The sequence below is a fragment of the Leucobacter celer subsp. astrifaciens genome (assembly GCF_001273835.1).
In the GTDB taxonomy this organism is placed as follows: domain Bacteria; phylum Actinomycetota; class Actinomycetes; order Actinomycetales; family Microbacteriaceae; genus Leucobacter; species Leucobacter celer.
In genome coordinates this window covers 50,439-73,274 of the sequence record NZ_JHEI01000138.1, presented here as the reverse complement: position 1 = coordinate 73,274, position 22,836 = coordinate 50,439, and the positions used below count along the sequence as shown (strand labels likewise).

The window sequence follows — 22,836 nt, the reverse complement described above, 5'->3', positions numbered from 1 at the left end:
AGGGCGTGCGAAGCGAGGGCGTGCGCAGTGCCGCACCCGGGCTCAGAGCTCGGCCAGCAGCGCCTTCCAGTGCGCGCGCCACTCCTCGATGCGCTCGCCGTCGGCGAGCCCGTCGTGGCTCACGGCGAGCGTGGTCCTGTCGCCCTTGGGGGTCGCCGAGATCTCGACCCTGCCCGCCCCGTCGAGGGAGAATCGCCAGAAGCTGCGCTTCTCGGTGCGCGAGGGGCGCGGCGCTCCCGGTGCGTGCCCGAGGTGCTCGGCGCGCTGTGCGTGGGCCGCCACCCAGGTTTCGATCGCCGCGTCGCGGTCGAGCGGCAGCGTGCGGCTGGCGCTGACGCGGAAGTCGCCCGCGGACGACTGGCCCGGCACGCGCAGCCCGGCGTGCTGCTCGTAGGCGATGGCCGTGGCCTGCGCCCACCAGTCCGGATTCTGCAGTTCGTCCGGCATCGCGGCGCGGGCGATGCGCGCGATCTCCCCGTGCGCGAGCGATCCGGCTCGCTGCGCCTCGAAGAGATCGATCCATCCGCTCCAGTCGCGACCGGTCGCGCGCTCGATGGCCGGGACGCTCTCCGCGCGGGTGCGGTTGCCGCCCTGGCCGGTGCTGCTCCCGCCGGCGCCGCTCTGCCCGGCGCCGCCCTGCTCCGTGTCGCTCATGCGTGGCCTCCTTCGCCCGTTTCTCACACTACACACCGCGATGAGCGGGCCGCCGGGACGCCGGATGGTTGAATAGGCGCATGACCGCACAGGCGCAGGAGGACCAGGGGGAAGCGCGCGAGGCGCAGGGGAGCGATCCGCGCGAGGCGCGCCGGTACGTCGAGCACGTCTCCTCTCAGCACCGCTCGGCCGCGATCGACGACTCCCTGGGCCGGGCGGCCGGCACCCGCAGCCCGCAGGAGTACCGCATCGATCTCGAGCGCATCCGCTTCTCCTCCTACTTCGCCCGGCTCTCGGACGTGACCCAGGTCGTGCCGCAGTCCGGCGTGGGGCCGGTGATGCACAACCGCCTCACCCACTCGCTCAAGGTGAGCGCCGTGGCGCGGGTCATCGCCGCGCAGCTCGCGGGCCACGAGGCGAGGCACGCCGCGTTCCTGCGGGGGGAGCGGGGCGAGGACGACCGGACCGGCGCCGTCGTGGCCCGGCTCGGGGGGTGCGACACGATCGTCGCGCAGTCTGCGGCCCACGCGCACGACCTCGGGCACCCGCCGTTCGGGCATCTCGGCGAGCGGGTGCTGGATCGGGTGGCGCGCGAACGGCTCGGCCTTGCCGAGGGCTTCGAGGGCAACGCCCAGAGCTTCCGCATCCTCACCCAGCTCGACACCCTGGGCCGCGACTTCCCCGGCCTCAACCTCACCGCGGCCACCCGCGCGGCCACCCTCAAGTACCCCTGGACGCGCTCGGCGTGGATCGGCGTGACCGCGGAGCAGCTGGCGGCTCAGGATCGCCCGCGCGGCGTCGGCACCGACGCGGTCGAGGGCGCCGAGAAGTTCTCGGCCTACGCGCTCGAGGCGACCGATATGGAGCAGGCGCTCGCCGCCTTCCCGAGCATCGGCTCCGGCCTGCAGACGGTGGAGTGCGCCGTCATGGATCTCGCCGACGACATCGCGTACGCGGTGCACGACCTCGACGACTTCACCCGGGCGGGAGTGCTGCAGCAGGCGGCCGTGTCGGGCGAGCTGCGGGCCTGGCTCGAGCACTCGGAGACGTTCGCGGCCGAGGAGATCGGCGAGCTCGTCGCGTCCTGGCGGGCCCCGGGGCGCTCTCTCGAGCTGCTGTGGCGGCGGCTGCATCGGAAGGACGCGTGGATCGCCGACCGCGACGCGTTCGCGGCGGCGGTGCGGCGCGTGAGCGCCGAGGTGGGGGAGGCGCTGCTCGCGGCCCCCTACGACGGCGGCATCGACAGCGAGCGCGCGGTGTCGAGCTTCACCCGGCGGTGGATCGAGCATCTGCGCACCTCGATCGTGGTCGAGGAGCACCCGAACGTGCGGGGCGGACACGTCCGGCTGGACCGGCAGGCCTGGCACGAGGTGATGGTGCTGAAGTTCGTGCACGCCCACTTCGTGCTGGAACGACCCGACCTGGGCCAGACGCAGCGGGGCCAGGCGCGGGTGGTGGAGCAGCTGGTCCTCGGCTTCGACGAGTGGCTGAGCGACCCGGTGGATTCCGGACGGGCGCCGCGACGGCTGCTGGAATGGGTCGACGAGGCGACCAGCGCGAGCTTCGCGCTGCGCCGGGAGCGGCCCGAGCTGCTGATCGGAGACGCGAGCGATGCCGGCCTGCGCCGGCAGGGCCGAGCCCGGGCGATCCTCGACTATGTGGCCTCGCTGAGCGACCAGCAGGCGGTGTCGACGCATCGCGCGCTCACGGGCGCGGTCTGAGCCCGCTCCCCGTCGTGTTCTCCGCGCCGATGACGCCGGCGGCTGTCGCTCCGGCCCGGCGGCGACCACTGGCGTCGCCCGGGGGCGGTAACGTGGAGACGTGAGTGTGCAGAGAGCAGAGACGCGGGATCGGGATCGTCTGGTGCGGGAGCTGATCGAGGTCGGGCGCGACGCCGTCGACCGCGGCCTGGTGCTCGCGAGCGCGGGCAACCTCTCGGCGCGTATCTCGGACGACACCTTCGTGGTCACGGGCAGCGGCACCTGGCTCGACCGTCTCACACCCGACGACTTCGCGGTGCTGAGCCTCGCCGACGACGAGACCGGGTCTCCGGCGGAGGGCACGACCGCACCCTCGAGCGAGTGGAAGCTGCACCACCGGGCCTACCGCGCACGCCCGGACGCCGAGTGCGTGCTGCACCTGCACCCCCGCACCGCCGTGGTGCTCGCGAGCGTCGGGCGGCCGATCCGGCTGCTCACCCTCGACCACGCCTACTACCTGGGGTCCATCGGCGTCACGCCGTTCTACCACAACGGCACCGACGAACTCGCCGACACCGCGGCCGAGCAGCTGCGCGAGCACGACTGCGTGATCATGCAGCACCACGGCTGCTCCGTGGTGGCCGACTCGATCGGCATGGCGTATCGTCGTGCGCTCAACCTGGAGGACGCGGCGCAGGCCACGGTGCTCGCGCTGCAGCTCGGTGACACCGACACCGTCTTCCCGCAGGACGACGCCCGCCACGCCTAGCGGTCGCTCCACCCCGTCATCCTGCGCGGAGGGTGCGGCTCATTTCGTCATCCTGCGCGGAGGGTGCGGCTCATTTCGTCATCCTGCGCGAGCTTGCGAGTCGCAGGATCCATGCCGCGCGTCCTTGCGAGCCGATGCCTACGGCCGCACGGCGAAGGTCTGCTCCGCGTCCCACGGGCGGCTCCAGCCGAGCTCGTCGAAGAGCGTGGCGAGCAGGATCCCCGTGAAGCCCCACACGATGTGCCCGCCGAGCTGCGGAGCGAGACGGAAGGCGGCGCCGCGGTGGGTGAGGCCCTCCCGCCGCAGCACCGAGGTGCCGCGAGCCGCGGGATCCAGCAGCTCCGCCACGGGCACCCGGTAGACCTCGACGGACTCCGCGTGATCCGCTGCCACGGGGCTCGGCAGCCGCCACCAGCCCACCACGGGCGTCACCAGGTTGTTGCTCACCGGGATGTGCACGTCGGGCAGCGCGCCCAGCACCTCGACGCCCGCGGGGTCGAGCCCGGTCTCCTCGGAGGCCTCGCGCAGCGCCGTCATCGCCGAGTCGCTGTCGCCGGGTTCCGCGCCGCCTCCGGGGAAGGCGATCTGCCCGGCGTGATGCCGCATACGATCGGCGCGACGCGTGAGCAGCACATCGAGCTCGGGGGCGACGGCTGGAAAGGGGGAGCGGGCCGGCACCCGGTCGAGGGCGCCGAACAGGATCAGCACCGCCGATCGTCGGAGCGGCAGCTCGGCGAGCGCGCCCTGCGGACGGAAGTCGAGCGTCACACCGCGGCGCATCAGCTCGCGCAGCTCGCGCTCGGCGTCGGATCCTCGCATGCTTTTCAGCCTATCCCGCCGATCGTGCCAGCCGTTGCCGGCCATCGCCGTTCCGCCGATCCCGCGCCATGCCACCGATCCCGTGCCGTGCCCGCACCGCTCCGCTGATCCCGCTCCGCTCCGCCGATCGCGCCTCGCGCCCCGCACCGGCCGCCGCCGACCCCTCGCGCAGTGACCCGAACCGGTCCGCAGCCGCTTCGCGCGTCAGTAGATGCGGTCATCGAGCCCCGGAGGCCTCGACTACTGACGCGCGAAGGACAGCACGGGGGCGGGGAAGCGTCCGGAGACGGGAGGGGCGGAAGGGACGGGCCGAAGGAAGGACCGGACTAGCCCTCGATGAGCAGGTCGCTGATGCCCTCCGGCACGCGCTGGGAACGGGCCCACGGTTCGCGATCGCGGCGCTCCACCCGCTTCGCCCGGCGGGTCTCCTCCTCGCGCACCTGCGTCAGCACCGCGATCACCGCCGCGCGCTCCTCGTCGCTCACCTGCCGAGTCGTGAAACGGATGTCCTCGCCGTGCAGCGTGTCGTCGTGCTCCCCCAGCTGCCCGCGCCTGGCGGCGTCGCGCTCGGAGGCGTCGGGCGGCAGCTGTGCGTCGTTCTCGCTCATCAGGCCTTCGTTCTCGATGCTTGCGGTGTTCTCGATCCGCGAGGACCGTTCATCGAACCTGCCGGATGAACGGCCTCTGCAGATCAGAGCGGGATGTTGCCGTGCTTCTTGGCGGGCAGCTCGTCGCGCTTGCCGCGCAGGCCGCGCAGGGCCTTGATGACGGCGAGGCGGGTGCCGGCGGGCTCGAGCACGTTGTCGAGCTCGCCGCGCTCGGCGGCGAGGAACGGGCTCGACACGTCGGCCGTGTACTTCGCGGTCAGCTCGGCGCGCAGCGCCTCGACATCCTCGCCGCGCTCGGCGGCCGCGGCCAGTTCCTTGCGGTAGAGGATGTTGACGGCGCCTGCGCCGCCCATGACCGCGATCTCGGCGGTGGGCCACGCGATGTTGAAGTCGGCGCCCATCTGCTTCGAACCCATCACGATGTACGCGCCGCCGTAGGCCTTGCGGGTGATGATCGTGACGAGCGGAACCGTGGCCTCGGCGTAGGCGTAGAGCAGCTTGGCGCCGCGGCGGATGACCCCCTGGAACTCCTGGTCGGTGCCCGGCAGGTAGCCCGGCACGTCGACGAGGGTGACGATCGGGATGGAGAACGCGTCGCAGAAGCGCACGAAGCGCGCGGCCTTCTCGCTCGCGTCGATGTTGAGCGTGCCCGCCATCTGGTTGGGCTGGTTGGCCACGATCCCGACCGTGCGGCCCTCGACGCGGCCGAAGCCGATGAGGATGTTGGGTGCGAACAGCGGCTGCACCTCGAGGAAGTCGCCGCTGTCGAGGATCGCCTCGATGATCGCCTTCATGTCGTAGGGCTGGTTGGGGCTGTCCGGGATGACCGTGTTGAGCCTGCGATCGGCGTCGGTGATCTCGAGCGCCGTGTCGGTGTCGTAGACCGGGGCCTCTGCGAGGTTGTTGTCGGGCAGGTAGCTGATGAGCGCCCGCGCGTAGTCGAGCGCGTCGAGCTCATCGCTCGCGAGGTAGTGCGAGACGCCGCTCGTCTTGTTGTGCGTCAGGGCGCCGCCGAGCTCCTCGAAGCCGACCTCCTCGCCCGTCACCGTCTTGATCACGTCGGGGCCGGTGACGAACATGTGGCTGGTCTTGTCGACCATGATCACGAAGTCGGTGAGCGCGGGGGAGTAGACCGCGCCGCCGGCGGACGGGCCCATGACGATGGAGATCTGCGGGATCACGCCCGAGCAGGCCGTGTTGAGCCGGAAGATGTTGGCGTACTTGCTGAGCGCGACCACACCCTCCTGGATGCGCGCCCCGCCCGAATCGAGGATGCCGAGGATCGGCGCACCCGTCTTCAGCGCGAACTCCATGGCCTTCACGATCTTCTCGCCGGCGACCTCGCCGAGCGAGCCGCCGAAGGTGGTGAAGTCCTGCGAGAAGACGACCACCTGCCTGCCGTGGATGGTGCCGGCGCCGGTGACCACGGAGTCGCCGAACGGGCGGCTGTTCTCCATGCCGAAGGCCTGGGTGCGGTGCCGCACGTACTTGTCGAACTCGACGAAGGAGCCGGGATCGACCAGGGCGGCGATGCGCTCCCGGGCGGTCATCTTGCCGCGCGGGTGCTGCTTGGCGGCGGCGGCGGCGTCGCGGTCGCCCACGGCCTCCTGGTACTTGCGGCGGTGGTCGGCGATGCGGCCGGCCGTGGTCGCGAGCTTCTCTGCCGCTGATGCGGTGGCGTTCTCTCCAGTCACGCATGCCAGCCTAGCGCGGGGTGCATGCCGTACGCTCCCGAACCTCTCCAACGGAATCGAAAAACCTTGGTGGAATCCCTACTATGCGCTGCCGCGGGCAGGCGCGGCGTGCAGTAGCTTGATGGCATGGAACTGACGCGAACGCGCGAGCTGCTGCCGACGGTGATCTGGCGCGAGAGCTCGCCGTCGACCAACGCCGAGCTGCGCGAGCTGGTTCGGGCCGCCGGGAGCGCCGCGCCGGGATCCGCATCCGCATCCGCCTCGTCACCCGCGGGGTCCGCTCTGCCGGCCGGCAGCCTGCTCGCCACCGCGAACCAGACCGCCGGCCGCGGCAGGCTCGATCGCGGCTGGGTGACGCCGCCCGACACGGCGATCGCCGCGTCGCTGCTGGTGCGGGACTTCGGGCGGACCGGCCTCGGGGTGGGCTGGCTGCCGCTGCTGACGGGATCCGCGATCGCGACCGCCCTGCAGCCGTATTTCGGCGAGGGGAAGCGCGTCGGCGTGAAGTGGCCGAACGACGTGCACGTGCGCGACGAGGAGGACGCGATCGCCGGCCCACCGGGTCTGAAGCTGTGCGGGATCCTCTGCGAGATGATCGACCCCGGCACGGTGATCGTGGGCACCGGCATCAACCTGCTCATCCCGGAGGAGGAGCTGCCGACGGGCCGGGCCGCCTCGCTGCTCTCCGCCGGCGCCGACCTGGGGGCCGCGCTCCGCGCGGATCCGGCGACGGATCCTGCGATCGATCCCGCGATGGATCCCGCGACCGATGTCGAAGCCGCGCCCACGCTCGCGGACCCGGCCGGACAGGATCTCGCCGACCAGGTGCTCGCGAGCTACGCCGCCGAGCTGCTGCGGCTGATCGAGCTGGCGGCGACCCATCCCGGCGCCGCGCGCGCCCGGGTGGCGCGGCACTCGCTGACGCTCGGCACCGAGGTGCGGGTGCACCTGCCCGGCGGCGAGATCGTGGACGGGCGCGCGCGCGAGCTGGCCGATGACGGATCCCTCGTCGTGGATCTGCCCACGGGCGGCACGCTCACGGTCTCGGCGGGAGACGTCGAGCACCTGCGGTGAGATCCGGGACCCGGATCACGGATCCCGGATCCGTGCCCGCGCCCGAAATCGCGGAGTCCCGGATGGTCGGCTCCCCGGGAGGGAAGCAGCCATCCGGGACTCCGGATCGTGCACTGGATCGGGCACCGGATCAGGATCCGGCGCCGACGGTGCGAACGGTGCGAGCTACGACCGAGGATCCAGCGGGTACTCCTCGGCGAGCTGGTCGATCTGCTCGGTGGTGGGATCCCCCTCCGAGAAGTCCATTTTCGGGACGGGGCGCTTGAAGCCGCGCGTCACGATCGCGATGATGACCACGCCGATGGCGATCCAGATCGCGCCCACGAGCCACGTGGTCGGCTCGAGCGAGGTCCACAGCCAGATGGTGAGCGCGAAGCCGATGAGCGGCGCGACGCCGTGGGCGAGGATCTCCCGCGCGGTGAGCGGTTGCCTGCGCCCGCCCTTCGGGAAGAGGTAGGTGCGGATCACCGACAGGTTCACCATCGCGAACGCGGCGAGGGCGCCGAAGCTGATCATGTACGCCACGACATCGAGCGAGAGGAACAGCGCCGAGAGCGCGAAGACCGACACCACGCAGGCGGCGACGATGGGAGTGCCGAAGCGGGCGTGCAGGCGCGACAGCGGTTTGGGGAGCATGCCGTCACGGCCCATCGCGTAGAGGATGCGGGACACCGAGACCTGGCCGGTCATGCCTGACCCGAAGGCGCCGACCACGTAGACGGCCACGAAGAACGCGGTGAACGCCTCGCCGCCGATGTTGTTCATGACGGTGACGCCGGCCGCCTCGATCTCGGCGTCGCTGAGCGAGGACCAGTCGGGCTGGAACGCGAGCGAGCCGGCCCAGGAGACGAGGATGAAGAAGAGGCCGCCGACCAGGGTGGAGAGCACGATGGCGCGGGGGATGTCCTTGCGCGGGCGCTTCGCCTCCTCCGAGAGGGTGGAGACGGCGTCGAAGCCGAGGAACGAGAGGGCGAGGATCGCGGCGCCCGAAGCGACCGCGCCGATGCCGCCCTCGCCGAAGGTGAACGGCTCGATGAGACTCACCGAGGTGTCGCCGCCGAAGGCGTATTTGAAGGCCAGCACCATGAAGATGACCACGAGCAGCACCGACAGTGCGATGATCGCGAAGTTGACCTTGTTGACGAGCGTGATGCCCAGGATGTTGAAGAGCAGCACGAGGAGCAGTGCCACCAGCGTGAACGCCCACACCGGGATCGCGGGGAACTGGGTGTTGAGGTAGATGCCGATGAGCATGAAGTTGATCATCGGGATGAACAGGTAGTCGAGCAGCATCACCCAACCGGTGATGAAGCCGGCCGCCCCGCCGAACGACTGCTGCGTGTAGGTGTAGGCGGACCCGGCGACCGGGTAGCGCCGCACCATCGCGCCGTAGCTCGCGGCCGTGAAGAGCATCGCGACGACGGCGACGACGTAGGCCGCCGGCAGGTGGCCGTCGGTCACCTGGTTGACGATGCCGTAGGTCGTGAAGACCGTGATCACCGTCATGTAGGTCACCCCGAAGAGGGTCAGGCCGGTGAGGCCCAGCGCCCTCTTGAGGTGGGGTTGGGTGGAATCGCTCACGATATCTCCTTCGGATCGAGTGAGGCTGTGGAGGGGGATTGCGCGCTACGCGCGGAAGGTGGCGTCGCCGGCCAGCCAGGTGCCGAGCACCTCGAGCTCGGCGATCGCCTCGGGGGCGATGCGCAGCGGATCGGCCGACAACCAGACGGCGTCTGCGGTCTGGCCGATGTCGAGGGTGCCGCGGTCGGGGGCGAGCGCCTGGCGGGCGATGCCGCGGGTGTAGGCGGCGTACGCGGTGGCGGCGTCGAGGCGCTCGTCGGGCAGCCAGGCGGGCGCCGTCGGCTCGGTGTGGCTGTGCCGGGTGATGGCGGTGGAGAGTGCGGGTCGCCAATCGAGTGTCGTGACGGGCCAGTCGCTGCCGAAGGAGACGGTGGCGCCGGATCGGTGCACGGAACCGATGAGGTACTGCCACTCGTCGCGCGGATGGCCGAGGTGGGGGATCGTGAGATCGCGCATCACCGCGTCGCACTGCGCCCAGTAGGGCTCGAAGTTGGCGATGACGCCGAGGGCGGCGAAGCGGGCGACATCGGCCGGATCGAGCAGGGCGACGTGGGCGATGACGTGGTGGCGCTCGCGAGGACCGTTGGCCTCGGCGGCGGCCTCGAGCGCATCGAGCGCGAAGCGGTTGGCGGCGTCGCCGATCGCGTGCAGGTGCAGCTGGAAGCCCGCCGCCTCGAACGCGGTGGCCGCCTCGGTGAGCTCCGCGGGGGTCCAGTTCGGCAGACCGTGCTCGTCCGGGCGATCGGCATAGGGTGCGATGAGGGCGGCGGTGTGGCTCTCGATCACGCCGTCGACGAAGAACTTGACGGTCTCGGCGCTGAGACGGTCCGCCCCGAGATCCCGCACCGCGGCCCGGGCCGCGGTGAACTCGGCTACCTGCTCGCGCCAGCGGGCGGGATCCGCGCGCTGCGCGAGGTTGACCCGCGTGTGCAGGCGGCTCTGCGCCAGGGCGGTGCGGTAGACCTCGATATCGCCCGGCTCCACCCAGGCGTCCTGTACCCAGGTGGTGCCCTGAGCGGCGTAGCGCTTCGTGGCCTGCTCGATCGCCCCGACCCGCTGCTCGAGCGAGAACGGCGGCACGGTGCCGGCGAGGAAGTCGTTGGCGGCCGCTTCCTGCAGGGTACCGAGCGGTGAGCCGTCGGCGCGGCGCACGATACGTCCGAGGGGCGGATCCGGCGTCGCCGCCGTGATGCCCCCGGCAGCGAGCGCCGCCGAGTTGACCCAGGCGGTGTGGTAGTCCCACGCGCGCAGAATGGTCGGAGTGTCCCCGGTGACTTCGTCGAGCCAGCGCGCGTCGAAGAGCCCGCCCTCGGCGAAGGTCGCGTCGTAGCTGCCGCCCACGATCCAGGCCGCGTCGGGGTGGGCGGCCTTCCACGCGGCGACGGCGTCGAGGATTCCCTGCAGGTCCTCGGCTTCGCGCACGGCGGGGCCGACGGCCTCGACACCGCCGAGCAGCGGATGCGCGTGGCCGTCGCCCGGAGCCGGGGCGAGCGTGCCGCCCGCGAGATCGATCGTCTCGGCGGTCGGGTCCTGCGCTGCGAGTGCCTCGGCGTCGGCGCCGAGGGCGACGACCCGTCCATCGCGGAAGGCGATCGCCGTGCTCGTGAGGGGGCCGTGCCCTGATGCGGCATCGATCAGGATCGTGCCTCCGGTGAAGACGGTAGTGCCCATAGGACTGCATCCTTGCTGTTCTCGGTGCTGGACTTCGCTCGGCGAGGCCCGGTACGCTCACGATTAACGAACAGAGTTCGTTTGTGGTCGGCTTGAGAATAATACGAAAATCGGCTGAGCGCGAGCGGATGTCTGCGGATCGTCACGGATGCGTATGATTCTCGAGGAGGCGAAGTGCGCGAGAACGGGGAGAAGACGCCGGGTGAGAGCGGCGCGCCGCGACGAGGCGTCGGCCGGCCGCGCCGCCGGGTGCTCTCGCGGCAGCTGATCCTGGAGACGGGTCTGCGTCTCATCGATGAGCACGGCGAATCTGGGGCGGGAGTGCGCGCCATCGCGCAGGAGCTCGGTGTGCGCCCCTCCTCGCTCTACAACCACGTCGCGAGCCGGGCCGACCTCATCGCGGGCGTGCGCGAGCTCATCAGCGATCGGATCGACGTGGCGTGCTTCGACGAACTGCCGTGGGACCGGGCGCTCGAACGCTGGGCCGACTCCTACCGCGCGGCCTTCGCGGCGCATCCGCCCACCATCGCGCTGCTCGCGACGACCCCGCTCACAGCGGAATCGCGCACGAGCTTCATGTACGACGCCGTCACCTCAGCGCTCGTGCGCGCGGGCTGGCCGGAGGATCGGGTGCTCTCGGTCATCGTGGCGATCGAGTCGTTCCTGCTGGGATCCGCGCTCGATGCGGCGGCGGATCCCGAGATGCTGGATCCGGGCCCTCGAACCGACGTTCCGGCCTTCTCCGGCGCCTATGCGGCGCGGGAGCGCGCGCTCGCCGCCGCCGCTGCGTCTGCTGCTGCCGCCGCCGCGGCGGAGCGGCCGGCGGACGCGGCCTACCGTCTCGGGCTCACGGCGATGGTCGCGGGACTGCGGGTGGAGTTCGCGGCGCTGCCGCGGGAGTGATCGGGGAGTCGATCGGCGCTGTCGGTGCGGCGCCGATCCCGAACTCTCTGGCGCCGCCCCAGCCTCTCCCCGCCACGGGCCCCCGAGAGTAGGATTTCGGCTGAGAATCGCGCGGATCAGTGCCGAAACTCTACTCTCGTCGACCAGTTGCGGCGCGCGCCCGCGCTCCGAGCGGGGCCTAGAAGATGATGGTGCGATCCCCGTCGGCCAGTATGCGGTTCTCGGCGAAGGAGCGCACCGCGTGACGCAGCACGCGCGCCTCGACGTCCTGGCCGAGCTGGGTCAGCTCGCGCACGGAGTAGGAGTGATCGACGCGGATCGTGTCCTGCTCGATGATCGGGCCCTCGTCGAGGTCGGTCGTGACGAAGTGAGCCGTCGCGCCGATGAGCTTCACGCCCCGCTGGTGCGCCTGCTTGTAGGGGTTGGCACCCTTGAATCCCGGCAGGAAGGAGTGGTGGATGTTGATCGCCTTGCCCTCGAGCGCCTCGCAGAGACCGGGGGAGAGGATCTGCATGTAGCGGGCCAGCACGACGAGCTCGATGTCGAGCTGATCGACGGCCTCGAGCACGCGGGCCTCGAATGCGGCCTTCTCGTCGGCGCCCGCGATGGCGCGGTACTCGAAGGGAACGTCGTAGAACTCGGCGATGTCGCGCACGGTCTCGTGGTTGGAGAGGATCAGCGGCACCTCGATGGGCAGCTGGCCGCCGCGGCGACGGTAGAGCAGGTCGTTGACGCAGTGCGTCGCCGTGGAGGCGAGGATCAGCGTGCGCACCGGTCGGCCCACCGTGTCGAGGCGCCAGGTCATGTGGTAGCGCTCGGTGACGGGGGCGAGGGCCTGCTCGAAGCGCCCCTCGAAGGTGTCGGGCTGGGCGACGGCCTCCACCTGCAGGCGCATGAAGAAGCGGCCCGTGTCGTGGCTCGCGAACTGCTGGCTCTCGGCGATGTTGCCGCCGGCCGCGACGATCGCGCCGCTGATCGCGTGCACGATCCCGGGTCCGTCGATGCAGGAGAGGGTGAGCACCCACTGGGTTGCGGGGGTTTCGTTCGCGATCGTGTTCACGGAGTACAAGGGTAGTCGATCGGGGTCTACGGGCCGCTGTGGGGCCCTGCGGGCTCTGCCCCTCGTGGGATTCGCCACGCGCCGTGCTCATGAGTACCCCGTATTACACCCGCCATTCCCCTCATCGGCTTCGAGTTGGTAAACTCGTCTCGTCGTGACTGGCGTGCAGATGGGACACCATCGGGGAACGACACCTCAAACGAATTGGCCGCTCGCCTGGGTCGTATTTTCTGGATGTTCCGCGTGCGCGCGGATGAAGGAACTTTAGGAGCACAAGCATGTCCACCCAGTCCGCATTCTTCAACGAGCCGCTCGAGACCGTCGACCCCGAGATCGCCGAGGTGCTCAAGAACGAGCTCGGCCGCCAGCGCGGCACCCTCGAGATGATCGCCAGCGAGAACTTCGTGCCCCGCGCGGTGCTCGAGGCGCAGGGATCGGTGCTCACGAACAAGTACGCCGAGGGCTACCCCGGCCGCCGCTACTACGGCGGCTGCGAGTTCGTCGATATCGCCGAGGATCTCGCGCGTGAGCGCGCGAAGAGCCTCTTCGGCGCGAAGTACGCGAACGTGCAGCCCCACTCCGGCGCGAGCGCCAACGCCGCCGTGCTGAGCGCCATCGCCGAGCCGGGCGACACGATCCTCGGCCTCGAGCTGGCCCACGGCGGCCACCTCACCCACGGCATGAAGCTCAACTTCTCGGGCAAGCTCTACAAGGTCGCCTCCTACGGCGTCGATCCCGAGACCTTCCTCGTCGACATGGACGTGGTGCGGCAGCAGGCGCTCGAGCACAAGCCCAAGGTGATCATCGCGGGCTGGTCGGCGTACCCGCGCACGCTCGACTTCGCGAAGTTCCGCGAGATCGCCGACGAGGTCGGCGCGACCCTGTGGGTCGACATGGCGCACTTCGCCGGGCTCGTCGCCGCGGGTCTCTACCCGAACCCGGTACCCCACGCCCACGTGGTCTCGTCGACCGTGCACAAGACCATCGGCGGCCCCCGCTCCGGCTTCATCCTCACGAACGATCTCGAGCTCTACAAGAAGCTCAACTCCAACGTGTTCCCCGGGCAGCAGGGCGGCCCCCTCATGCACGTGATCGCGGCGAAGGCCACCGCCTTCAAGCTCGCGGCCACCGACGAGTTCAAGGATCGCCAGACGCGCACCCTCTCGGGCGCGAAGCTCGTGGCCGAGGCGCTCACCACCGAGGCGTCGAAGGCCGCGGGCGTCGACGTGCTCACGGGCGGCACCGACGTGCACCTGGTGCTCGCCGACCTGCGCCACAGCGAGCTCGACGGCCAGCAGGCCGAGGACGCGCTGCACGCGGTCAACATCACGGTCAACCGCAATGCGGTGCCCTTCGACCCGCGGCCCCCGATGATCACCAGCGGCCTGCGCATCGGCACGCCCGCGCTCGCGACCCGCGGCTTCGGCGACGCGGAATTCGCCGAGGTGGCCGACATCATCGCGCTGACGCTGCAGCAGGCCGGCGACGTCGAGGCGCTCAAGGCGCGGGCCACCGCCCTCGCCGAGGCGTTCCCGCTCTACCCCGGCCTCGAGACCTGGTAAATCACCCGTCGTCATCCTGTGCGCGTGATAATGCTGGAGGAGAAACGCGTCAGCGTTTCTCGCATTTCGCGGCGGCCCTACTGGGCCGGGGAGTCGCAGGATCTCGCTCTCTACTCGAGTGGGATCCTGCGACTCCCTGCGCTCCCGCAGGATGACGTGTGAAGGAGCTAGAGATGACTGCACAGAAACTCGACGGAAAGGCCGCTGCTGCGGCGATCAAGCAGGAACTCGCGCAGCGGGTCGCGGCCCTGGCCGAGCGCGGTGTCGTGCCGGGCCTCGCGACCGTGCTGGTGGGCGAGGATCCCGGATCGCAGTGGTACGTCGCGGGCAAGCACCGCGACTGCGCCGAGGTGGGGATCGCGTCGATCAAGCGGGAGCTGCCCGAGACGGTGTCGCAGGAGGAGCTCGAGGCGGTGCTCGACGAGCTCAACGCCGACCCCGAGTGCACCGGGTACATCGTGCAGCTGCCGCTGCCGAAGCACATCGACACTGATCGCATCCTCGAGCGCATCGATCCGGACAAGGACGCCGACGGGCTGCACCCCACCAACCTCGGACGCCTCGTGCTCAACGCCAACTCCGAGATCACCAGCCCGCTGCCGTGCACGCCGCGCGGTGTGATCGAGCTGGTGGAGCGCAACGGCCTCTCGTGGGCCGGCAAGCGCGTGGTGGTCGTGGGTCGCGGTGTGACCGTGGGGCGCCCCATCGGTCCGCTGCTCACGCGCCGTGAGTACAACGCGACCGTGATCCTCACCCACACGGGTACGCGGGACCTGAGCGCCGAACTGCGGCGCGCCGATGTGATCGTGGCCGCGGCCGGCGTCGAGGGCATCGTCAGGGCCGAGGACGTGCAGCCGGGCGCGATCGTGCTCGACGTGGGCGTCTCGCGCAAGACGGATCCCGAGACCGGCAAGAGCCGGGTCGTGGGGGACGTGGATCCGGCGGTGGCCGAGGTCGCGGGTTGGATCTCGCCGAACCCGGGCGGGGTCGGGCCGATGACGCGCGCCCTGCTGCTCAAGAACGTGGTTGAGATGGCCGAGCGCGAAACGGACGCGAAGCGTTCGTGAGCACTCGGCCTCCGCCCACAGGCGGATTTTTCGAGCGCGAAACGGACGCGAAGCGTTCGTGAGCACTCGGCCTCCGGCTACTGCCGGAGTTTTCGAGCGGTCGGCAAACGCGTAGCGTTTGGCGGTCACTCGGCCGGTGCGGCGGAGAGGAGGCCCATGCGGGTCGCCTGGAGGATCGCCTCTTCTCTGCCCCGCGACTGCAGTTTGCGGTAGACGGCGTTGAGGTGCTTCTTCACGGTCGCGGAGGTGACGAAGAGCGCCTCGGCGGTGCTGCCGATGGACCTGTGCACGGCGACCGCCTCGAGCGTGCGCAGCTCCATTTCGGTGAGCCGCTCGTACCGGCGGCAGCGCGCAGCCGTCGGTACGGCCTCGAGCTCCGGGAGGAGATCGCAGACGCCCGCATCGCGCGCCGCCTCGGCGAGGGCGCGGAGGCTTTCGTGCGGCAGGCCCCGCAGCAGCGAGGTCAGCCGGTGCTCCCGCATGAGCTCGGCGGCCGCGGCGAACGCGTCGACCGCTTCCCGGGTTCGCCCGCAGCCCCACGCGGCGACAGCCGTGATGAGGGCGCGGTCCGTCTGCTGCCGCACGGTGATGGTGCCGCTGATCTGCTGCACCAGGAGCAGCGCCTGCATGTCATCGAGCGCGAAGTGGGCGAGGCGCGCGCGTTCGAGCCCGGTGCTCGCCGCATCGGGGTCGAGCGCGGCGAGCAGTTCGGCGGCGCCGGCGAGATCTCCGCGCGCGGTGCTGAGCATCGCCCGGTAGCTCCCGACGCACTGGCGCCACATCCGCGTCTCGTGCCGCGGGTTCCGCCCGTCACGATCGAACATCGCCTGGACCTGCACCATCGCCCACTCGACGCCGCGCTGGGCTCTCACCACCTCGGCCTCGCCGATCAGCAGCATCGGCCATGCCTCGATGCGATCCCGCAGCGGGGTCAAGCGCTCGAGCGCGCGCCTGAGGAGCGAGTCGTCGTTGAGCTCGTAGGCGAGGTGCGCGCGGGCGATCTCGCCGACCACCCAGGTGGAGGCGGGCGCGGTAGCGCCGGTCGCCTCGCTGAACGCGTCGCACTCGGAGAGCAGTTCCGCGCACAGCGCCATACGGCCGTCCATCATCGCGGTGAACGCCAGGCCGTTCAGCGCCGCAAGCCGCCAGCGCTGGCCGGAGAGCTTTCCGCTGACGGTGCGCGCCGCGTCCCGCAGGTGGTCGTCGAGAGGCTTCTCGAGCGCCGCGTCCGCGTGCGCGAGCAGTCGGTCCCAGTTGCGGCGGGCCCCCTCGAGGTCGCCGACGCCCAGGGCGGTGAGCGCGATCTCCCGGTAGTAGATCGGCGCCGCCCCCGGTGCCGGTGCGGTGTTCGCGGTCTCGGTGAGCTTGACCGTCTCGGAGACCTCCAGCGAGGTCGTCGACGCGATGCGATCCTCGAGGGCGCGGGCGCTGTCGTATGCCGCATCGAGGTCGCCCGCCAGCCGGGAGAGCGCCATGTGCTGGGCGATGGTGGCCAGGTGCTGCTCGATCGGAAGGTTCGCTGCGTCGCCGTCCGCGGCGGCGAGACGCGCCTGCACGCCGATTCGCATCAGCTCGAACAGGCGGGCGAGGGTGCTCGACGGCACGCTCGGGTCCCCGGTTTCGAGGAACAGCCTCGCCGAGACGTACGCGGGGTGGGCGGCCAGCACCGTCTCGGGGAGGCCGCGCAGGTACGGGAGGATCTCCTCGGCCTCGTCGGTCAGGATCACGAAGCTGCGGATGAGCAGCGATTCGGCCCGGTCGTGATCCGCGACGGCGCAGTAGAGCTTGAACGCCGAGAAGGGGGCGACGTGGTCGAGTTCCGCAGCGCGGCCGCGCAGCAGCCCGGCCCGCTCCTCGGGCGAGAGCGATCGCTCGGAGCGCAGGGCGAACGTGGGCCGTACCGCGGGGTGGCAGTGGAACTCGGTGCCGGATCCGTCGCTCGCGGAGGTGAGCACACCGAGTTCCAGGAGCTGGTGCACGGTCTCCCGGAGTCGTGGGCCGACCACCCCGGTGAACTGCTCGAGCAGGCGGAAGGAGATCCCATCGAGCAGCGAGGCGGCCAGCAGGATACGGCGACCGGTGTCGCTGACGATCTCGAGGTGGTTCAGCGCGAAGCGGCTCAGCTCGACGCGCGGGTCGATGCTCTCGATACGGTCGGCGGTGGCGGATCCCGGCTCCACCTCCGCTCCGTCGAGCGCATGCGCCGGCCCCAGCGCCGCGCGCGTGGCGAGCGGCCAGCCGGCGGCGTCGCGCAGCGCTGAGCGCAAGCGGCCGTCGTCGCGGAGCCGGTACATCGAGGCGAGTTCGCGGGCCTCCTCCGGGCTGAAGGCGAGATCGTGGGCATCGAAGACGCGCACCGGAGTGCGGCTGGTCACGAGCGGGCCGTTGAGCACGCGCACGCGCCGGGCGAGAACGATGAGGGTGATCAGCGGGTTGCCCTCGGCGAGTTCGGCGATCAGCTGATCGTTCTGGGGAGTGGTGACGTGGTGGTAGTCGTCGAACACCAGGGTGAGGGGCCGGTCGATCGCGGTGATGAGCTCGCGCACGGAGCTGAGCGGGAAGTCCGGAGTCGGGATCTCGGCGTCGAGCGTCTTGGAGAGGCGCTGGGCGACGTACTTCCACAGCGTCTCCGCGTTCGCCGCGGCACAGCCGATCCAGAGGGACCGCTCGTCGCGTCCACTCGACCACCGAGTGATGGCGGTCGTCTTGCCGTACCCGGCCGGGGCGCACAGCAGGGTCACCCGTGAGCGTTCGACGCTCTCGGTGATCTGCGCGAGCAGGTCGGTCCGGTCCAGAATGAGCACTGCCACGATCCTCAGCGCATGGTTTTCTTGCGCGTGCCAGCATCCGAAGCGCTCGGGGCGCTGCTGGGGGCATGTGGAGAGTGCATATGCGGTGGGACGTGGCTCAACTCTGGACTCGGGCGGCTCAGTGCGAACGGACTGACTTCATCGCCAGGACTTTCAATGAACACTACATCATGGGCCTCGGATCTCATTTGATGCGCAACAGTGGGACATATCGCACCGGCCGACCGCCCCTGCGCCCGAGGGGCCGGCGGCTGCCCGGGGACTTCACCGTTTCGCAAGTGGTCCGGATGCTAGTGTGCTTCGGATGGAGACTCACCCCGGCGCAGAGTACGAAGGCCTCGTCGGCTGGATCCTCACCCTGATGGAGACGATCGGTGAGTTCGGAGTGGGCATCGCGGTGTTCCTCGAGACGTTCATCCCACCAATCCCGTCGGAGGCGCTCCTGCCAGGGGCCGGATTTCTCGCCTATGACGGGCGGTTGAACTTCTGGCTGGCCTGGTTCATGGCGACGCTCGGTGCGCTCGTCGGTGCTTGGGTATGGTACGCGATCGGCGCTGTGTTCGGGCGAGAACGCACACGGTGGGTGGTGGGCAAGATCCCGCTCATGGACCACGACGACTTCGACCGGGCGGAGGCCTTCTTCACTCGCTGGGGAGGCACTGCGGTGCTCGTCGGCCGCTGCGTGCCGCTCGTGCGATCCTTCATCTCGATTCCGGCTGGCATCGAGCGCATGTCTCTCGTGAAGTTCAGCCTGTATACGCTTCTCGGTTCCGGAGTCTGGAACGGCATCTGGATCGGACTCGGTTTCGTCTTCGGGCCGGCCATCAAGCCGATACTCGAGCAGTGGAGCGGCCTGCTCTCCGATCTCATCGTGGTCGTGGTCCTGCTGCTCCTGTTGTGGTTCGTGATCGCGCGGCTCGTGCGCAACGCGCGTCGTAGGCGGGCGGGCCGGGATCCAGAGGCGATCGACCCCGAAGCGTCCTAGACGGATCGCGGGGCGACGCTGCGCCGCGCAGGATCGGGGTTGTTCAGCCGGACGAGCGACCGGCGAGCCATACCCGCCGCACGGTCAGGTCGCGATCGAGCAGCACGGCGTCGGCGGCGAAGCCGGGGCGCAGGCTGCCGAGATCCCCGCTTCGTCCGATCGCCGCGGCCGGCGTCGCGGTGAGCGCGAGCACGGCGTCGGCCAGCTCGACTCCGCACGCCGCGACCGACTGCCGCAGCGCCGCGTCGAGGGTGAGTGTGGAGCCGGCGATCGTGCCCGCTGCCCGCAGCCGCGCCACCCCGTCGCGCACGGTCACCGCGAGCGAACCGAGCACGTAGTCTCCGTCGTGCGAGCATGCCGCGGCCATCGCGTCGGTGATGAGGGCGACCCGCCCCGGAGCCTGCGTGAACAGCAGCCTCGCGAGCGCGGGGTGCACGTGCAGCCCGTCGTTGATGAGTTCGAGGGTCACGTGCGGGACGGCGAAGGCGGCGCCGATGGGTCCCGGCTCGCGGTGGTGCAGCGGCGGCATGGCGTTGAAGGTGTGCGTGAGGATGCTGGCTCCCGCGGCGAACGCGTCGCGCGCGGTCTCGTAGTCGGCGCTCGTGTGTCCCACCGCCACGGCCGTGCCCGCGTCGACGAGGCGCGGGATCGCCGCGGCCGAGCCGGGCAGCTCGGGTGCCAGTGTGACCTGCCGCAGCGTGCCCTGCGCGGCCTCGAGCAGCGCGTCGAGGTCGTGCGCGGCCGGGTGCGTCAGCAGCGCGGGATCGTGCGCGCCGCGATACTGCTCGGAGAGGAACGGCCCCTCGAGGTGGCTGCCGAGCACCGACGGATCTGTGCCGACCAGCTCGGCGACCTCTGCGAGGCGGGGGAGCAGGGCCGCGGGACGGTCGCTCACGAACGACAGCACCGCGCGGGTGGTGCCGTGCGCCCGGTGCGCGGCGAGTGAGGCGCGGATCGCGGCGGCGCCGTCCTCGTTCGAGCGGCCTCCGCCGCCGTGCATGTGCAGGTCGATGAATCCGGGGGTGAGGATCAGGCCGGTGCCGTCGAGCACTTCGGTGCCGCCGGGATCCGCCGTCCGTCGCCAGCTCCCGCCGGTACCGATCTCGCGCACGGTGCCGCCGTCGAACAGCACCCAGGCGTCCGAGGATCGGCGACCGTCGGACACGAGCTCGACGGAGTGGATGAGCGTGGCGGTCATCGTGCCCGCCGTTCGTCGCGATCCATCGTCTCTGCTTCCTCTCACCTCTGACCCGTGTGGCCCATCCGGCGCTGGGGTCAGGTTACCGGATCCCGTCGCGTGCGCACCCGTTCGGGCCGGCGCGGGGGAGATGCGAACGAGGCGTGCCGAAGGGGTTGACAGGGCAGCGCCCGCCGCGTAACGTACAACCAAATGGTTTCACAAAAACTCGAACTCTCAGACGAGCAGGTGAATCGGATCTTCCGCGCCCTGGCCGATGCGACGCGACGCGACATCGTGCGTCGCACGCTCACCGCGGAGGCCTCGATCTCCGAGCTCGCGGCCGACTACGACATGTCGTTCGCGGCCGTGCAGAAGCACGTCGCCGTGCTCGAGGCCGCCGATCTGGTAGCGCGGATCCCGCGCGGAAGGGAGCGGATCATCCGAGGCAACCCAGACACCATCCGACGCGCCCAGCAGCTGCTGGGCTACTTCGAGCAGATCTGGCGCGGCCGCGTCGATCGACTCGACGCCATGTTCGCCAGCGAAGACGACTACTGAAAAGGACGCATCATGCCCGTCACCGACATCACCACCGACCCCGAAGCGCTCACGCTGCGGGTGACCGCCGACTTCACCGTTCCCGTGCGCCGGCTCTGGGACGCTTACACCGACCCCCGCCAGATCGAGCGCTTCTGGGGGCCGCCGGAGTACCCCGCCACCTTCCTGCGCCACGACGTCTTCCCCGGCGGCCTCAGCAACTACTACATGACCGGACCCGAGGGCGACCGCAGCTGCGGGTACTGGAAGTGGGTGGCCGTCGACGAGGGGCGCAGCTTCGAGGTGGCCGACGGCTTCGCGCACGACGACGGGACGCCCAACACCGAACTGCCCGACATGCGCATGGTCTTCGAATTCACCGAGACCGCGCTCGGTTCGCGACTCACTACCACGACCCACTTCAACACGCTCGAGGAACTCGAGCAGCTGCAGGCGATGGGCATGATGGAGGGCATGAGCGCCGCCATGGGCCAGATCGACGCGGTGCTCGAGGATCTCGAGTCGTTCGCCGCCGGGCGCGGAACCGAGCTGCAGCTGATCGGGGAGACGCGGGCCAGGGTGTCGCGGGTGATCCGCGGCACCGTCGATCAGGTGTGGCGCGCCCACACGGATCCCGAGCTGCTGCGCCGCTGGCAGCTGGGGCCCGACGGGTGGAGCATGCCCGTGTGCGAGTTCGGCGCCGAGCCCGGGCAGTCGCTGCGCACCGAGTGGCAGAACGACGAGACCGGAGACCGCTTCGGCTTCGCCGGGGTCGTCGTCGAGGCCGCGCCTCCGCACCGCCTCGTGACGACCGAGCGCATGGTCTCGCCGCAGGATCCGGACGGGGCGGGGAGCGCCGAGACGCTCAACGAGATGACGCTCACCCCCGTCGAGGGCGGCACGCTGCTGGCCTACCTGATCACCTATCCCGATGCCGAGATTCGCGAGATGGTGCTCGCGACCGGCATGGTCGACGGCATGGAGACGGGCTACGCGCGGCTCGAGGCCGAGGTGCTCGCGGCGTAGGCGTTCGCCGCTCGCGGCGCCCCTCCGCCGAGGAGCGCTTCCATGCGCGAACCATCTGCGCACTCCGCGACGACGGGTGAGCGCAGATGGTTCGCGGATCGCGGATCCCGAACCCTTTGCGCTCACTCCCGGGGCGTCCGGTGCAGCAGAATGGGGATCATGGCGACGAAGATGATCCTCGACTGCGACACGGGCGTGGACGACGCGATGGCGATCATGTACGCCGCGTTGCATCCCGGGATCGAGCTGCTCGGTGTGGGCGCGGTGTGGGGCAACGTCGACGTGGCGCTGGCGACGCGCAACACGCTACGGGTGCTCGACCTCGTGGACCGGGGCGATGTGCCGGTGGCGCAGGGCGCCGCCGGTCCGCTGCTCGGGGGCGACGTCGAGTTCGCCACCCACGTGCACGGGGCGGACGGGCAGGGCGGCGCGGGCGATGACGTTCCCGTGCGAGCGGCGGCCCGCACGACCGCGGCGCAGCAGATCGTCGACCTGGTGCGGTCCCATCCGGGTGAGGTGTGGCTCGTGCCGGTCGGGCCGCTCACCAACATCGCGACCGCGCTCGTGCTCGATCCCGAGCTGCCGAGCCTCGTCGCCGGGGTCGCCGTCATGGGCGGTTCCGCGCGCCGCCCGGGCAACGTCACGCCCGTGGCCGAGGCGAACATCCACAAGGATCCCGAGTCGGCCGCCGCCGTGTTCCGAGCGCCGTGGCCCATCGTCATGGCCGGGCTCGACGTCACCATGGACGTGATCCTCACCCCAGAGCACCGAGATCGCCTGGCCGGCGGCGGCGAGGCCGGCCGCTACCTCGCACGCATCATGCAGAGCTACGGCGAGTTCTACCGCGATGAGGTGTTCGGGGAGTGGCAGTGCTGCATGCACGACACCCTCGCGGTTGCCGCCGCGGTCGGCGCGCTCGACGTGCGACTGGCACCCGTGGTGAACGTGGAGGTGGATACGACGGACGGCCCCGGTCGCGGCCAGACCGTCGCGGACCTGCGCGGCGTCTACCGGGGGTTTCCTCCGCAGGAGGGCGCGCACTGCACCGTGCTGCTCGACGTCGACGCGCGTATCGCGGACGAGGCGGTCGACCTCATCGCCGCGCACGGGACGCGCGAGCGATCGGCGCGGTGAGG

The 22,836-nt window shown here is 70.6% G+C and carries 19 protein-coding genes and 1 riboswitch; of the genes, 10 read left to right on the top strand and 9 right to left on the bottom strand.

Going from position 1 to position 22,836, the window contains the following annotated elements; all coding sequences use genetic code 11:
• Nucleotides 1-42: 42 nt before the first annotated feature.
• Nucleotides 43-654, bottom strand: coding sequence for a hypothetical protein (locus AMS65_RS11755; protein WP_241489429.1), 612 nt, complete (start codon nucleotides 652-654; stop codon nucleotides 43-45).
• An 80-nt stretch (nucleotides 655-734) separates the two neighbouring features.
• On the opposite strand from AMS65_RS11755, the gene AMS65_RS11750 reads away from it, so the two are divergent.
• Both AMS65_RS11750 and AMS65_RS11745 read left to right on the top strand, forming a co-directional pair.
• Entirely contained in the window at nucleotides 735-2,375 is a 1,641-nt protein-coding gene (locus tag AMS65_RS11750) for a deoxyguanosinetriphosphate triphosphohydrolase family protein (RefSeq protein ID WP_053384359.1), read from the top strand.
• A gap of 100 nt (nucleotides 2,376-2,475) precedes the next feature.
• Complete coding sequence (locus AMS65_RS11745; protein ID WP_241489428.1) at nucleotides 2,476-3,123, top strand: class II aldolase/adducin family protein; 648 nt, start codon at nucleotides 2,476-2,478, stop codon at nucleotides 3,121-3,123.
• A 138-nt stretch (nucleotides 3,124-3,261) separates the two neighbouring features.
• Here the strand turns inward: AMS65_RS11745 and AMS65_RS11740 are convergent, their stop codons facing one another.
• The 3 genes from AMS65_RS11740 to AMS65_RS11730 all read right to left on the bottom strand — a co-directional run bounded on the left by AMS65_RS11740 (nucleotide 3,262) and on the right by AMS65_RS11730 (nucleotide 6,244).
• The gene (locus tag AMS65_RS11740) at nucleotides 3,262-3,942 is read right to left on the bottom strand and encodes an NUDIX hydrolase (RefSeq protein ID WP_053384440.1); all 681 of its coding nucleotides are present in this window, start codon (nucleotides 3,940-3,942) and stop codon (nucleotides 3,262-3,264) included.
• Nucleotides 3,943-4,268: 326 nt separating this feature from the next.
• On the bottom strand, nucleotides 4,269-4,550 hold the full coding sequence (locus AMS65_RS11735) for a hypothetical protein (RefSeq protein ID WP_083451658.1): 282 nt from the start codon (nucleotides 4,548-4,550) through the stop codon (nucleotides 4,269-4,271).
• 83 nt (nucleotides 4,551-4,633) lie between these two features.
• Nucleotides 4,634-6,244, bottom strand: a complete 1,611-nt coding sequence (locus AMS65_RS11730; RefSeq protein WP_053384358.1) for an acyl-CoA carboxylase subunit beta — start codon at nucleotides 6,242-6,244, stop codon at nucleotides 4,634-4,636.
• Nucleotides 6,245-6,370: 126 nt separating this feature from the next.
• Here AMS65_RS11730 and AMS65_RS11725 point away from each other — a divergent pair, with 126 nt between their 5' ends.
• On the top strand, nucleotides 6,371-7,318 hold the full coding sequence (locus tag AMS65_RS11725; RefSeq protein WP_053384357.1) for a biotin--[acetyl-CoA-carboxylase] ligase: 948 nt from the start codon (nucleotides 6,371-6,373) through the stop codon (nucleotides 7,316-7,318).
• 165 nt (nucleotides 7,319-7,483) lie between these two features.
• Here the strand turns inward: AMS65_RS11725 and AMS65_RS11720 are convergent, their stop codons facing one another.
• Both AMS65_RS11720 and AMS65_RS11715 read right to left on the bottom strand, forming a co-directional pair.
• Nucleotides 7,484-8,899, bottom strand: coding sequence for an APC family permease (locus AMS65_RS11720; RefSeq protein ID WP_053384356.1), 1,416 nt, complete (start codon nucleotides 8,897-8,899; stop codon nucleotides 7,484-7,486).
• Between the two features lie 45 nt (nucleotides 8,900-8,944).
• A complete protein-coding gene (locus tag AMS65_RS11715; RefSeq protein ID WP_053384355.1) occupies nucleotides 8,945-10,570 on the bottom strand; it encodes an amidohydrolase in 1,626 nt (541 codons plus the stop codon).
• A 174-nt stretch (nucleotides 10,571-10,744) separates the two neighbouring features.
• Between AMS65_RS11715 and AMS65_RS11710 the strand changes: the two genes are divergently transcribed.
• A complete protein-coding gene (locus AMS65_RS11710) occupies nucleotides 10,745-11,473 on the top strand; it encodes a TetR/AcrR family transcriptional regulator (RefSeq protein WP_053384354.1) in 729 nt (242 codons plus the stop codon).
• Between the two features lie 178 nt (nucleotides 11,474-11,651).
• Here AMS65_RS11710 and purU read toward each other — a convergent pair whose 3' ends face one another.
• Complete coding sequence (gene purU, locus AMS65_RS11705) at nucleotides 11,652-12,533, bottom strand: formyltetrahydrofolate deformylase (RefSeq protein WP_394324728.1); 882 nt, start codon at nucleotides 12,531-12,533, stop codon at nucleotides 11,652-11,654.
• 144 nt (nucleotides 12,534-12,677) lie between these two features.
• Nucleotides 12,678-12,762: riboswitch (ZMP/ZTP riboswitch) on the top strand.
• A gap of 49 nt (nucleotides 12,763-12,811) precedes the next feature.
• On the opposite strand from purU, the gene glyA reads away from it, so the two are divergent.
• A complete protein-coding gene (gene glyA, locus AMS65_RS11700) occupies nucleotides 12,812-14,095 on the top strand; it encodes a serine hydroxymethyltransferase (RefSeq protein WP_053384353.1) in 1,284 nt (427 codons plus the stop codon).
• A gap of 173 nt (nucleotides 14,096-14,268) precedes the next feature.
• Nucleotides 14,269-15,162: a bifunctional methylenetetrahydrofolate dehydrogenase/methenyltetrahydrofolate cyclohydrolase gene (locus AMS65_RS11695; RefSeq protein ID WP_053384352.1), complete on the top strand. Its 894-nt coding sequence runs from the start codon at nucleotides 14,269-14,271 to the stop codon at nucleotides 15,160-15,162.
• Nucleotides 15,163-15,287: 125 nt separating this feature from the next.
• Here the strand turns inward: AMS65_RS11695 and AMS65_RS11690 are convergent, their stop codons facing one another.
• Nucleotides 15,288-17,972, bottom strand: a complete 2,685-nt coding sequence (locus tag AMS65_RS11690; RefSeq protein WP_157502241.1) for a hypothetical protein — start codon at nucleotides 17,970-17,972, stop codon at nucleotides 15,288-15,290.
• A 304-nt stretch (nucleotides 17,973-18,276) separates the two neighbouring features.
• On the opposite strand from AMS65_RS11690, the gene AMS65_RS11685 reads away from it, so the two are divergent.
• Nucleotides 18,277-18,957: a DedA family protein gene (locus tag AMS65_RS11685; RefSeq protein ID WP_053384350.1), complete on the top strand. Its 681-nt coding sequence runs from the start codon at nucleotides 18,277-18,279 to the stop codon at nucleotides 18,955-18,957.
• Nucleotides 18,958-19,000: 43 nt separating this feature from the next.
• On the opposite strand, the gene nagA is transcribed toward AMS65_RS11685, so the two are convergent.
• Nucleotides 19,001-20,155: an N-acetylglucosamine-6-phosphate deacetylase gene (gene nagA, locus AMS65_RS11680; RefSeq protein WP_053384349.1), complete on the bottom strand. Its 1,155-nt coding sequence runs from the start codon at nucleotides 20,153-20,155 to the stop codon at nucleotides 19,001-19,003.
• A gap of 192 nt (nucleotides 20,156-20,347) precedes the next feature.
• Here nagA and AMS65_RS11675 point away from each other — a divergent pair, with 192 nt between their 5' ends.
• The 3 genes from AMS65_RS11675 (at nucleotide 20,348) to AMS65_RS11665 (ending at nucleotide 22,834) form a co-directional block, all read left to right on the top strand.
• Nucleotides 20,348-20,695, top strand: coding sequence for an ArsR/SmtB family transcription factor (locus AMS65_RS11675; RefSeq protein ID WP_053384348.1), 348 nt, complete (start codon nucleotides 20,348-20,350; stop codon nucleotides 20,693-20,695).
• A 12-nt stretch (nucleotides 20,696-20,707) separates the two neighbouring features.
• Nucleotides 20,708-21,700 carry an SRPBCC family protein gene (locus AMS65_RS11670; RefSeq protein ID WP_053384347.1) on the top strand — a complete coding sequence of 331 codons (993 nt, stop codon included), beginning with the start codon at nucleotides 20,708-20,710 and terminating at the stop codon, nucleotides 21,698-21,700.
• Nucleotides 21,701-21,859: 159 nt separating this feature from the next.
• A complete protein-coding gene (locus AMS65_RS11665) occupies nucleotides 21,860-22,834 on the top strand; it encodes a nucleoside hydrolase (RefSeq protein WP_053384346.1) in 975 nt (324 codons plus the stop codon).
• The last annotated feature ends 2 nt before the right edge of the window (nucleotides 22,835-22,836 follow it).

What these genes read in the sequence shown, in the direction of transcription:
- AMS65_RS11755 (WP_241489429.1), bottom strand. Translation starts at nt 654, where the DNA reads ATGAGCGACACGGAGCAGGGCGGCGCCGGGCAGAGCGGCGCCGGCGGG.
- AMS65_RS11750 (WP_053384359.1), top strand. Translation starts at nt 735, where the DNA reads ATGACCGCACAGGCGCAGGAGGACCAGGGGGAAGCGCGCGAGGCGCAG.
- AMS65_RS11740 (WP_053384440.1), bottom strand. Translation starts at nt 3,942, where the DNA reads ATGCGAGGATCCGACGCCGAGCGCGAGCTGCGCGAGCTGATGCGCCGC.
- AMS65_RS11735 (WP_083451658.1), bottom strand. Translation starts at nt 4,550, where the DNA reads ATGAGCGAGAACGACGCACAGCTGCCGCCCGACGCCTCCGAGCGCGAC.
- AMS65_RS11725 (WP_053384357.1), top strand. Translation starts at nt 6,371, where the DNA reads ATGGAACTGACGCGAACGCGCGAGCTGCTGCCGACGGTGATCTGGCGC.
- AMS65_RS11715 (WP_053384355.1), bottom strand. Translation starts at nt 10,570, where the DNA reads ATGGGCACTACCGTCTTCACCGGAGGCACGATCCTGATCGATGCCGCA.
- glyA (WP_053384353.1), top strand. Translation starts at nt 12,812, where the DNA reads ATGTCCACCCAGTCCGCATTCTTCAACGAGCCGCTCGAGACCGTCGAC.
- AMS65_RS11695 (WP_053384352.1), top strand. Translation starts at nt 14,269, where the DNA reads ATGACTGCACAGAAACTCGACGGAAAGGCCGCTGCTGCGGCGATCAAG.
- AMS65_RS11685 (WP_053384350.1), top strand. Translation starts at nt 18,277, where the DNA reads ATGGAGACTCACCCCGGCGCAGAGTACGAAGGCCTCGTCGGCTGGATC.
- nagA (WP_053384349.1), bottom strand. Translation starts at nt 20,155, where the DNA reads ATGACCGCCACGCTCATCCACTCCGTCGAGCTCGTGTCCGACGGTCGC.
- AMS65_RS11675 (WP_053384348.1), top strand. Translation starts at nt 20,348, where the DNA reads ATGGTTTCACAAAAACTCGAACTCTCAGACGAGCAGGTGAATCGGATC.
- AMS65_RS11670 (WP_053384347.1), top strand. Translation starts at nt 20,708, where the DNA reads ATGCCCGTCACCGACATCACCACCGACCCCGAAGCGCTCACGCTGCGG.
- AMS65_RS11665 (WP_053384346.1), top strand. Translation starts at nt 21,860, where the DNA reads ATGGCGACGAAGATGATCCTCGACTGCGACACGGGCGTGGACGACGCG.